Source organism: Knoellia aerolata DSM 18566 (assembly GCF_000768695.1).
Taxonomy (GTDB): Bacteria; Actinomycetota; Actinomycetes; order Actinomycetales; family Dermatophilaceae; genus Knoellia; species Knoellia aerolata.
This window is the reverse complement of record NZ_AVPL01000003.1, coordinates 1-10,835: the sequence shown is the minus strand read 5'-3', so window position 1 is coordinate 10,835 and position 10,835 is coordinate 1. Positions and strand designations below refer to the sequence as shown.

11 protein-coding genes are annotated in these 10,835 nt (G+C 71.4%); 1 reads left to right on the top strand and 10 read right to left on the bottom strand.

All coding sequences use genetic code 11. From position 1 onward, the window contains the following. Nucleotides 1–38: 38 nt before the first annotated feature. Nucleotides 39–968 carry a putative endonuclease domain-containing protein gene (locus N801_RS19505; protein WP_052112516.1) on the top strand — a complete coding sequence of 310 codons (930 nt, stop codon included), beginning with the start codon at nucleotides 39–41 and terminating at the stop codon, nucleotides 966–968. A gap of 42 nt (nucleotides 969–1,010) precedes the next feature. On the opposite strand, the gene N801_RS02275 is transcribed toward N801_RS19505, so the two are convergent. The 10 genes from N801_RS02275 to N801_RS02230 form a co-directional block, all read right to left on the bottom strand. Next, a complete protein-coding gene (locus tag N801_RS02275) occupies nucleotides 1,011–2,276 on the bottom strand; it encodes an ATP-grasp domain-containing protein (RefSeq protein WP_035932429.1) in 1,266 nt (421 codons plus the stop codon). 39 nt (nucleotides 2,277–2,315) lie between these two features. Continuing rightward, on the bottom strand, nucleotides 2,316–3,062 hold the full coding sequence (locus tag N801_RS02270; RefSeq protein ID WP_035932427.1) for an esterase family protein: 747 nt from the start codon (nucleotides 3,060–3,062) through the stop codon (nucleotides 2,316–2,318). A 5-nt stretch (nucleotides 3,063–3,067) separates the two neighbouring features. Beyond that, entirely contained in the window at nucleotides 3,068–4,120 is a 1,053-nt protein-coding gene (locus tag N801_RS19500; protein ID WP_052112515.1) for an alpha/beta hydrolase, read from the bottom strand. A gap of 1 nt (nucleotide 4,121) precedes the next feature. After that, nucleotides 4,122–5,117 (bottom strand): tetratricopeptide repeat protein, encoded by a 996-nt coding sequence (locus tag N801_RS02260; RefSeq protein ID WP_035932425.1) that lies wholly within the window; start codon nucleotides 5,115–5,117, stop codon nucleotides 4,122–4,124. 116 nt (nucleotides 5,118–5,233) lie between these two features. Further along, nucleotides 5,234–6,229 (bottom strand): DUF8094 domain-containing protein, encoded by a 996-nt coding sequence (locus N801_RS02255; protein WP_035932422.1) that lies wholly within the window; start codon nucleotides 6,227–6,229, stop codon nucleotides 5,234–5,236. Then, on the bottom strand, nucleotides 6,226–6,921 hold the full coding sequence (locus tag N801_RS02250; protein ID WP_035932420.1) for a hypothetical protein: 696 nt from the start codon (nucleotides 6,919–6,921) through the stop codon (nucleotides 6,226–6,228). The genes N801_RS02255 and N801_RS02250 overlap by 4 nt, the downstream gene beginning before the upstream one ends. Before the next feature lie 153 nt (nucleotides 6,922–7,074). Continuing rightward, nucleotides 7,075–7,611, bottom strand: coding sequence for a MarR family winged helix-turn-helix transcriptional regulator (locus tag N801_RS02245; RefSeq protein ID WP_035932588.1), 537 nt, complete (start codon nucleotides 7,609–7,611; stop codon nucleotides 7,075–7,077). A 40-nt stretch (nucleotides 7,612–7,651) separates the two neighbouring features. Next, a complete protein-coding gene (locus N801_RS02240; RefSeq protein ID WP_035932418.1) occupies nucleotides 7,652–8,455 on the bottom strand; it encodes a carbohydrate ABC transporter permease in 804 nt (267 codons plus the stop codon). Beyond that, nucleotides 8,455–9,351, bottom strand: a complete 897-nt coding sequence (locus tag N801_RS02235; RefSeq protein WP_035932417.1) for a carbohydrate ABC transporter permease — start codon at nucleotides 9,349–9,351, stop codon at nucleotides 8,455–8,457. The genes N801_RS02240 and N801_RS02235 overlap by 1 nt, the downstream gene beginning before the upstream one ends. Further along, nucleotides 9,351–10,712 carry an extracellular solute-binding protein gene (locus tag N801_RS02230; protein ID WP_035932416.1) on the bottom strand — a complete coding sequence of 454 codons (1,362 nt, stop codon included), beginning with the start codon at nucleotides 10,710–10,712 and terminating at the stop codon, nucleotides 9,351–9,353. The genes N801_RS02235 and N801_RS02230 overlap by 1 nt, the downstream gene beginning before the upstream one ends. Nucleotides 10,713–10,835 lie beyond the last annotated feature (123 nt).

Genomic DNA, 10,835 nt, shown 5'->3' with positions numbered 1-10,835 from the left:
TCGCGGCCGGCGCACGCCGACTGCGGCACCCTCGGTCCATGAACGAGCTGAGTGACCTGCCCCCGCCCCTCGACCGGATCGCCGCAGAGCACCGCGGCCTCGTCACGCGCCCGCTCGCCCTGGCCGCTCACGTGGCGCCCAGCGTGCTCGACGCCACCCTGCGCTCGGGAGCGCTCCGCCGCCTTCGGCCCGGCATCTACGTGCGCGAGGCGACGTGGGCGGCGACCGCCCGGCACGACCGCTACGCGCTGGAGGTCCGCGGCGTCCTCCTCGACCACCCGCGCTGGCTCGCCTCCCACCACGCCGCCCTGGCGACGCACGCGCTCCCGCTCCACGGTGTCGACGAGGACGTGGTCGACGTCGTCGCACCGGTCGGCACGAGCAAGAGGCGAGCGGGGCTGCACGTGCACGTGGCCACCCCGGCCCAGCGCCGGCTCGCCGAGGACCCGCTGGTCCGGGCGGTGGGCGTCGCCGACGCGTGCGTCCTCACCGCCGCCGCCAGCGGCTTCGAGGCGGGCGTGGTCGCCATGGACGCGGCCGTCCATCGTCGACTCACGTCGTCGGCCACGCTGGTGGCGGCGCTCGAGGACTGCAGGCTGCGCTACGGCGCGGGGCAGGCACGGGCGGCGATCACAGCGGTTGACCCCGCGTGCGAGTCTCCCGGCGAGACGCGCACGCGCCTCATCCTGCGAGCCGCCGGCCTGGAGGTCCGCTCGCAGGTCTCGCTCAGCGACGACGAGGGCTTCATCGGTCGGGTCGACCTGCTCGTCGGCGACCGCGTCGTCGTGGAGTTCGACGGGGCCGTGAAGTACGACGGTCTGGACGGACGACGCGCCCTCATGGAGGAGAAGCGGCGCGAGGAACGCCTGCGCGACGCGGGGTTCCGGGTCGTGCGGGTCACGTGGAGCGACCTCGCCCGGCCCGCCGCGCTGGTCGCGAGGGTGCGCAGCCTGCTCGCCGCTGCGTGAAACCGGCTCGCGTTGGGGGTCAGGGTCGGGGTCGGGTTCGGGTCAGGCGTGCGCGCTCGACGAGAGCCGGTGTTGCTCGTCGCTGAGCCACATGCCGAGGAGACCGCCGAAGTGGCCCTCGAACTTCTCCCACTCGTGCGGCGGGTACGTCTGGTGGATCGTGGTCTGCAGCATCGTCCGGAACTCGTCGGACCCGATCCACTCGTGCACCATCTCGTCGACGTGCGGCAGCGACGTGGAGCAGAACTCCGCGTACCGGTCGGTGTCGAAGTACTCGTCCGACAGGCCCTGGTAGGCGGCGAGCTTGCCCTGGTAGTCGAGCTCGGGGTCGTCGGCGACGTCGAACCACGGCCCGGTGTCGACCTGGGTGCGGGCCTTGCGGCCGGTGACGGCGCAGAAGACCGACCACCGCAGCAGCGCCTTCATCGCGAACGGGAAGTAGTAGTGCAGCGAGGTGACCGCGACGTCGGGACAGGCGTTCGCGTAGTCGATCGGGTAGACGACCCCGTCCTTGACGAGCATCTCGCAGGAGTTGAACTCCCACCGGAAGAAGGCGTTGACGGTCTGCGCGATGGTGATCGTCTCGCGCCCGGTCTCCTCGGCGAGGAAGCCGTGGTCGACGGCATACCGGTTGTGCATCGGCTCGTCCGGCTGGAACTTCATCACCATCGTCTCGGGCCCGATCGTCAGGGCGCGGGCGAAGACCTCGAAGCCGTCGACCGCCTTCTGCAGGTGCATGAGCATCTCGCCGGACTCGTCGTAGGCCCGGTGCAGCGCCTCGCGGTCCTTGATCATCGAGACCCCGCGCCACGCGCCGCCGTCGAACGGCTTCATGAACATCGGGTACCCGACCTGGTCGGCGATGGCGTCAAGGTCGAAGCCGCGGTTGTAGCGGCTCGACGTGTACGCCCAGCGGGCGTTGTCGACGGGGTTCTTGTAGGGCACGAGCACGGTGTCGGGGACGTGCATCCCGAGGCGCATCAGCGCGCAGTAGGCGGAGTGCTTCTCCATCGACTGGAACGTGAACGGGCTGTTGAGCAGGTACACGTCGTCCATGAGCGAGGCCTTCTTGAGCCACTCGCGCGGGTGGTAGTACCAGTGCGCGAGCCGGTCGATGACGAGGTCCTGGCGCGGCCGGTCGCGCAGGTTGAACGGCTCGATCGACATCCGCTCGGTGCTCACCCGGTGGTCCAGCCCATCAGGTGTGCGGATCACCCCGAGACGGCGGGCCAGGGCCTCGAACGCGGTGGGCCAGTCGTCCTCCGCTCCGAGAAGGAGGCCGATGAGGTGGTCGGTCTGCGCTGCCATGAAGATCCCTTCGTCGGGTGCTGCGAGCGGTCGGACGGGTCAGACGAAACGGGGGAGGTGGTGCGCGAGCTGTCGCTGCCACCACGGCCAGTCGTGCGCGCTCTCCTGGCCCCAGACGTCGAGCTCGTGGCGAATTCCCTTCTGCTCCAACAGGTGCGCGAACGCACGGGTGGACGGCAGCGACTGCGTCGGAGAGACCTCGAACGGCCCCTCCCCCACGACGAGCAGGACCGACAGCCGCGATCGGAGCCACTCGAGGTGGTCGCCGTGCAGGTTGCTCACGTATGCCGCCGGGTTGGCGAAGTAGGTCGCGTCACCGACGTCACCCCACGAGTTCCACGTGGTCGGGTCGTAGTTGCCGGAGAACCCCATGGCCAGGGTGGCGACGTCGGCGCGCTGGAAGGCGAACTGCACCGCGTGGTACGCCCCGAGCGAGACCCCGAAGGTCATCAGGTCGAGGGAGCCGCCGCTCTGCTCGGCGATCCACGGCACGACCGCCTGGTCGAGCCAGGCCTGGTAGGTCCCGTGACGCGCCGCCCGCTCGTCGGTCGGGATCGTGGTGTCGGACCAGGTGAAGCCGTCCATCGCGTCGACCGCGAAGACGCTGACCCGGCCGTCGTCGACGAGGTCGCGCACGGCGTCGAGCATTCCCTGGCCCTCGAAGTCCGCGGCGCTGCCTCCCTCGCTCGGGAACGCGAGCAACGGCCGACCGTAGTGGCCGTGCCGCACCACGGTGAGCTCGGCGTCGTGGCCCGGCACCGGGAGTCTGACCTCGGCGTGCGGCATGCGCCCTATCCTTGCGCGTCCCCCCACAGGTCGCGCAACACCTGGGTGAGATGGGGGTCCAGCGCGTCGCGCCACGCGGTGTAGTTGTGCAGGTCGGGCACCTCCACGTGAGTGACGTGGTGACCCGCGCGCCGCAGCGCGGCAGCCATGTCGCGGTTGTTGGCGGCGTTCTCCTCGAGTGACCCGCAGGTGAGGCCGATGCGCAGTGGGCGGGTCGCCTCACGGGTGTCGATGATCTCCTGGACGCGGCGCGAGATCCGCCCGAAGTACTTGTAGGAGCTCTCCTGGCCGTCGTGCCTGGCCTGGAAGAAGGACCCCGACTGCGAGAACACCCCGCCGATCTCGTCGGCGTCGAGCATGCCCACGAGAAGCGCGGTCAGCCCACCGAGGCTGGCGCCCATGACGACCACCGGCCCGGAGATGGGAGCGTGCTCGTGGAGACGCCACAGGCCCTGTTGCGCAATGGTCCTGAGGTACTTGGGCGAGCCGGAGTACCACGCGTCTCGCAGGACCGGGTGAGCGAGCGCCACCCGGTGGGGAGGCAGCTCACCCGACGCGATCTTGGCCGCGGAGAACTGGGTGATCGAGGCCAGCTGGTCGTACTCGGGGCCGTCGTGGACGAGCAGCAGCGGCAGGGCCTGCCCCGCGGTCCCGTCCGGTTCCCACACGGTCACCGGCACCTCGTGCGTGGTCTCGCCCTCGAGGATCATCGGGGTGAACCCACCCGGGACGGCAGGTGCCGACAGCCAGGACGGGACGGCATACCCCGGCATCTCCATCACGGAACGCGAGCCGAACGCGGTCTCGACGGTCACGGGGTTGTCGGGGTCGAGGATGGTCTCGGTGACGGCGGCGTCGGCGACGGTGCGGGCAACGGTGAAGCGGTACTCGATGCGCTGGAGATCGGGTCGCGGGAGCGCGAGCTCCCACGTCCCCTCGACGCGGGTGAGCTCGCGCTCGCCGGGGATGACGGGGTCGCAGTCGAGGTGGACGGAGACGACGTCGCCCGCCCCGGTGAACCGGAAGCGGACGTGGTCGTCGAGCAGCTTGGGCGGCACCTCAGAAGAGGGCGTTCATGAGAGCGGTGCGACCCTTGCGCACACGCTCGTCGTGGTTGCCGACGACGCTGAACAGCTCGAGCAGGTGCGTGCGGGCCCGGTCGCGATCCGCACCCTCGGTCGCCCTGACGGTGTCGATGAGACGCGTGAACGCGTCGGCGACGTGACCGCCGAGCACGTCGAGGTCCGCGACCGCGATCTGGGCGTCGACGTCCTCGGGCGCGGCCGCGGCCGCGGCCCGGACCGCCTGCGGGTCGACACCGGTCGTGCGCTGCATCAGCCGTACCTGCGCCAGACCGAGCTCCGCGTCGTGGTCCTTGGGGTCGGCGGCGAGCGCCTTCTCGTATGCCGTCACGGCGGCGGCGAAGTCCCCGCGCTCGATCGCGTCGTAGGCCTCCTCGTGCAGGGGCGGGAGGGCCGGCATCGCGGCGTCAGCGTCCGCGCCCGCGGCACTGGCGGGCCCGAGCTCGACGCGACCGGTGACGCCGTTCTGCACGGCGGCCTGGACGAGCTGGTCGAGCACGGCCTTGATCTCCTCGTTCGGCGGCAGCCCCGGGAAGAGCGGCACGGGCTGGCCCTGGAGGAGGCCGAACGTCACCGGGACGGTGAGCTGCCCGAACGCCTGGACGATGACCGGCTGGAACGCCTGGAGGATGCCCGGGGAGGTCTGGACGTCGGCGGAGACGACGAAGACCCGGCCCTCGAGCCCGGCGGCGACACCGGCCACCCGCTCGGCGAGCCCCACGGTCTGCTCGTGCGCCGAGGACCAGAGGACGAGGACGGCCGGCACCTGGAGCGTGCGGTTCATCACCTCGGAGAAGGTCGCGTCGGTGACCTCGACGAGCAGGCCCTGCGGCAGCGGCGACGCATCGGCGCCACCCGCCGCGACACCGGGTGTCGGGGCGGGGGCGCTCGCCGCAGGGCCGGGCTTCGCGCTGAGGGCGGACAGGTCGATGGCGCCGCGGATGCCCGCGGGAGGTGTCGGGGTGGAGCTCATGGCCTGATCCTCTCAAACGCGGACCCGGCCGCGCGCCGGAGGGCGGGCGGCCGGGTCGAGGACGGGCTCGGTCTCCGGCTCGGGCTCGGGCTCGGGCTCGGGCTCGGAGGCAGGGCCTACGTGGCCGAGCCGGCGACGATCTGCTCGTCGGCGCCCACGGTGGTGGCGGGCCCCGTGGCGGGGACGACCATGACGACGCTCTCGAGGCTGTCGATGACGATGTTGTTCGTCGCCGTCGTCTTGCCCACGAGCTTGCTGTAGTTCGCCGGGATGGTGAGCGACTGGGCCGCGGGGCTCGTCGAGATGACGTCCCGGCGGGTGAGCTGCCCGAAGGTCACCGTTCCGCCGTCCGCCAGGCGGAAGGCGATGGTGTGCTTGGCCACCGGGGCGTGCCTCTGGCTGAAGTAGGCCAGGCTCCCCAGCGCCTTGACCTGCGCCGCCGTGGACGTGCGCAGCGCGGTGGCGTAGGCATCCGTGGTGGCGACGGCCTTGGAGGGGACCGGCTTGGGGTGGTTGAGCCCCACGGCATACGCGGCGAGGGCCTCCGCCGGGGACAGCGGCGCCCCTGCCTTGTCCGTCGCAGAGACGAGCGGTGCACCCGTGGCGAGGTCGCCCATGGCCGGAACGCTCGTGCCCGGCAGCATCGGGACGGAGGCGTGGACCTTGAACGGGTCGGCGGCCGCCGACGACATGAGGACGTGCAGGGTCTGGGTCCTGCTGGCCTGGTCGAGCGTGCCGACGAGGATCGCCCGCGGCCACGCGCTACCGCGCGAGATCGCGACGACCTGGGGGTCGCTGGCCCGCTGGAGCGGGTCCGAGGCGCTGACCGCGCCGAGCTTGGTGGCCGCCTGCGCCTGGGACAACGCGGCACCGGCAAGCGCGGCCGGCTGGGCCTTGGCGGCCGCTGCACCCGCGGCGCCGCGGGCCGCGGTGGCGGCGTCGAGCACGCGGGCGGCGACCTTCTCGGCGCCGTCGACGTTGAGGGGGGCGGTGTCGGTCCGCTCGGCGGGGGCATCCCGCAGGCCGACGATGCTGTCACCCACGCCGCAGCCGGTGAGGCTCACGGCGGCGGTCAGCGCGACGAGGGTCGTGGTGAAGGTGCGGCGGTTCATGCGTTCTCCTGCTCGGGGATCGCCGGGCGCGGGACCGGCTGGGGTTCCGGCTCGACCTCGGCTGCGTCCTCGTCGGCGGGGTCACCGTCACGGCGACGGGTGCCACGCGAGCTCCAGAGCAGGCTGAGTCCGCTCAGCAGCAGGAACAGGCCGACGAGGGCGGCGATGACGGACTGGACGAACCAGGACTTGCGCTCCCAGGTGAGCTCGATCGTCTCGATCTGGCCGACGGTCGCCTGGGCGATGACCGACTCGGGTGCGTTGGCCTGCTCGATGGTCATCGAGACGGCGCCGGTGCCGGTCTCGGTGTTGCGCCACACATCGGTGCCGGAGAGGGCCGGGGCGGCGCCGGTGCCGGCCGTCGTGCTCAGCAGCTCCCACGGGCGGGTGTCGACACCGGTGACGGTCGTGTGGGCGGTCGCGCCGAGGACGGCCTCGGCGTCGGACGGGGTGGTGGCAGCGAGCCAGACGGTCCCGCCACGGCGCGGCGTGGCCGTCACCGTGACGACGCCGTCGACCCGGTTGAGCACGGTCTGGGGGACGAGCACCGGGGCGGTGCCCGAGGGAGAGGAGGAGAAGGTCGCGGTTCCGCTGCCACCGAGGTGGACGGCGTACCAGAGGCCGATGACGGTGACGACCAGGCCCAGGAGGGCGAGGAGGGCACCAACGACCCGCTTGGCGAGCGTGGGCATGCAGGGGTCCTTTTGTTGGTCCAGGGGGACGTGACGAAAGGTCTCGTTTCGGTCACGGACTGCTTCCACCATGACAAAGGAGGGCGGCCGGGGCCAAATCGCGGTCCGTCGCGTCCCGGTCGACCGAGCGTGCCAGCCGCACCTGTGCGCGGGTCAGCGCCCGCCGGTTCCCGGGTCCTCGACGAAGTCGTCGGCCGCCACCCGCACGTCCCTGAGCAGGGAGAACAGCCTCCCCTGGTCCTCGCTCGACAGCATCCCGAGCCCGAACTGCGCGGCCTCGAGGTCGGCCGTGGTCGCCTCCATCGCCTCCCGGCCGGTGTCGGTGATCACAGCGAGGGCCCCGCGGCGGTCGTCGGGGTTGGCGACGCGGTCGACGAAGCCCTGGGCCGCGAGCCGCTGGACGATGTGAGTGGCGCTCGTGGGGTGCACCATGAGGCGCTCGCCGATCCGCCCCATCGAGAGCCGGCCCTCACGGCTGAAGGCGAGCAGGACCAGAGCCTCATAGCGCGCGAAGGTCAGCCCGTGGCGCCCGGCGATGGCGTCGAACTCGCCGAGGAGCAGCTGCTGGACCCGCATGATCGACGTCGCGGTGACCATCGCCCCGGACTGGCTCGACTCGCCCCATCTCGCCCGCCACAGCTCACCCGCGCGGGCGATGGGGTCGAAGGGCAGCCTGAGGTCCTTGGGCACAGACAGCACCGTAGCCGCTGGCCCGACTGGCGCCGCCGCGTCAGTCCTTGACCGCGCCCTCGAGCATCCCCGCGATGAAGTGCCGCTGCAGGAAGAGGTAGACGACGACCACGGGGAGGGCGACGATCGTCGCCCCTGCGGCGAGGAGGGCGTAGCCCTGGGTGTACTGGCCCGAGAAGAAGCCGAGGCCGAGCGGGGCCGTGCGCAGCGCCTCGTTCGTCGGCACCATGACGAGCGGGATGAGGAACTCGTTCCACGTCCACATGAACGTGAGGACGACGAGGGTGACGATCGCGGGCCGCGCCAGCGGGACCAGCACCTGCCACAGGATGCGACCGGTCGAGGCGCCGTCGAGTCGGGCCGCCTCGACGACCGAGCGCGAGCTCGACCGGAAGGCTGCCCGCAGCCAGAAGGTGCCGAAGGCCACCGACTGGGCCACCTGCGGCAGGGCGATGGCCCAGAAGGTGTCGGTGAGGCCCACCGCGCGCAGGTCGAAGAACAACGGGACGACGATCGCCTCCGCGGGCATCATGATCCCGATGAGCATGAGGTAGAAGAGCGCGTCGGCTCCCCGGAACCGCATCGTGCCGAACGCGAACCCCGCGAGGATCGACAGCACGGTGCTCACCGAGACGACGAACGCCGACACGAGGACGCTCGTGCGCAGGTAGCTGCCGAAGCGACCGATCTCCCACGCCTGCGCGAGGTTGCCCAGCCCACCCGGCGCCGCGGCGTCCGGCTGCAGCCCGGCCACGACGATGCTGAGGATGGGGTAGACCGCGAAGACGGCGAAGGCCGTGAGGATGACGTAGTTCGTCGTCCGCTCCGAGCGCGAGACGCGCATCAGCCCTCCACCCTGTCGCCGACCCGGGTGATGACGAAGCTGATCGCGAAGATGACGACCGTGAGGCAGACGCCGATCGTGCAGGCGAGCCCGACCTGGCCGAGCTCGAAGGCCTGCCGGTAGACCTCGTAGCTCGGCACCGTGGTCGTGTACCCCGGCCCGCCCGACGTCGTCATGTAGATGAGGTCGAAGGTCTTGAGCGCCGCGATGACGGTGAGCGTCAGGGCAACGGCGATCTCCCCGCGCACGGAGGGCAGGGTCACCGCGAAGAACTCGCGCACCGCACCGGCGCCGTCGAGCCGCGCCGCCTCGAAGAGGTCCCGCGGGATGCGTGCCATCCCCGCGAGCAGCAGGACCGTGACGAGCCCGCTCTCGAACCACGTGCCGATGAGACCGACCGCGGGCAGCGCGAACGCGTACTCCCCCAGCCATCCCCGCGTCCACGACTCCAGCCCCACGGCGGTGAGCACCGAGTTGATGGTCCCGTCAGGCGCGTAGATCCGGCGCCACGCCACGGCGATGACGACCATGGCCACGACCTGCGGCAGGAAGACCACGGTGCGGAAGAAGCCGAGTCCCCGCACGCTCGCCCGGTGCAGGACCGACGCGAGGACGAGCCCGACGACGAGCGGGATCACGGCGAAGAACACCATGAGGACGAGGGCGTGCGCGAACGCTCCCCGCAGCCGCTCGTCGGTGAGCACCGCCTGGTAGTTCGACAGGCCCACCCACGTGCCGACCGTCAACCCGTCCCAGTCGAAGAGGGACAGGTAGACGGCCTTGAGCAGCGGGTAGAGGGCGAACGCGGCATACACGAGGAAGGCCGGCAGGACGTAGAGGTAGCCGATGCGCCGGGGCTCCCCCGGCGGGCCGGCGGGCCGGGCGCGGGCGGCCATCACTGGGCGGTGAAGTCGCCGTAGTCCTTCTGCAGCGTCTCGAGGGCCTTGTCCGGGGTGACCTTCTTGGCGAGGAGGTCCTGGAGGGTCGCGCCGAGGGTGTCACCCATCGTCGGGGTCGCCCAGTCGAGGTAGGGCACGAGCCCGTCGTCCTCGGAGACGGCGCCGAACGCCGTGAACACGTCGGTCCCGAGCGCGTCCGGGGCCTTCTGCGCGGCGGTCTCGACGACGGGGAGGTTGCCGTTGTCGGCGAGCACCTTCATCGCCTCGGGACTGGTGATGAAGTTGACGTATGCCGCGGCGGCGTCCTTGTTCTTCGCCTTCTGCGTGATCGCGAACGGCAGACCCGAACCACCGGTCGTCACCGGGGAGCCACCGGCCTCGGGCGCCGGCGGGAGCATGAACTTCACGTCCGTCTTCATCGCCGCGGAGAGGTCGGCCTGCAGCCACGATCCGGCGATGAGGAAGAGGCCCTGACCCTTGCTGAAGTTCTGCCACGCCGGGTCGTAGTCCTGCCCGTTGAAGCCAGCGTTGAAGTACCCCTTGTCCACGTAGGAGACGAGGGTCGTCGCTGCCTTCGTGTTCTCGGGTGTCACCCAGCTGGCGCCGGGCTGGCCGAAGCCGAGCTTGCGGATCTCGTCCGCCTTGGTGAAACGGCCCTGGACGACGCCGAAGACGTGTCCCGCCGGCCACTTCTCGAGGTTGCCGAGGACGAGCGGGACCTCGCCCTTGGTCTTCGCGGTCGCGAGCGCCGCGTCGAACTCGGCCCACGTCTTCGGCGGGGTGAGGCCGAGCGTCTTGAGCTTGGCGTCGTTGTAGAAGATGCCGACGACCTCGCCGACCTGCGGCATGCCGAAGAGGGAGCCCGAGCCGAAGGTCTTGCCGTCTGGCGAGTACGACGCGACGTTGCGCACCGACTGCGGGTAGCGCTTGTCCCACCCGTAGGCCGCGGCGTACGGGTCGAGGTTGACGAGCTGCCCGGCCTTGACGAACTCCCCCATCTGCGACCGGGTGTTGTTGGCCTGGACGACGTCGGGGGCGTCGGCGCCGGTGAGCGCGAGCCGCAGCGTCTTGACGAGGTCGTCGAACGAGCGTGAGACGCGCTTGATCGTGATGTTGGGGTACTTCTTCTGGAAGTCGGCGTTGAGCGTCGCCATCTGTTTCTCCTGGCCGCCGCGCACCTCCTGGTCCCAGACCGTCAGGGTGACGTCACCGAGCGAGGCGGCGTCGGTCTTGACCGCTCCCGGGGCGGGTCCCGAGGACTCCCCGGAGCTGTCGTTGGAGCTCCCGGGCGCGCAGGCGCCGAGCGCCAGGCCGGCCCCGGCGATGAGTGCGACCAGCGTGGTGCGCGTGCGGTTCATGGTGTCTCCTCGAGCTGGGGTGAGGGGTCGGTGGCGGCGGTGAGTGCCGCGAGCGAAGGGCGCGCGACCGGGGACACGGCAGCGGGCGCGGGGCCGGGCGCGGGCGGGGCGGGGCTCGTGGCC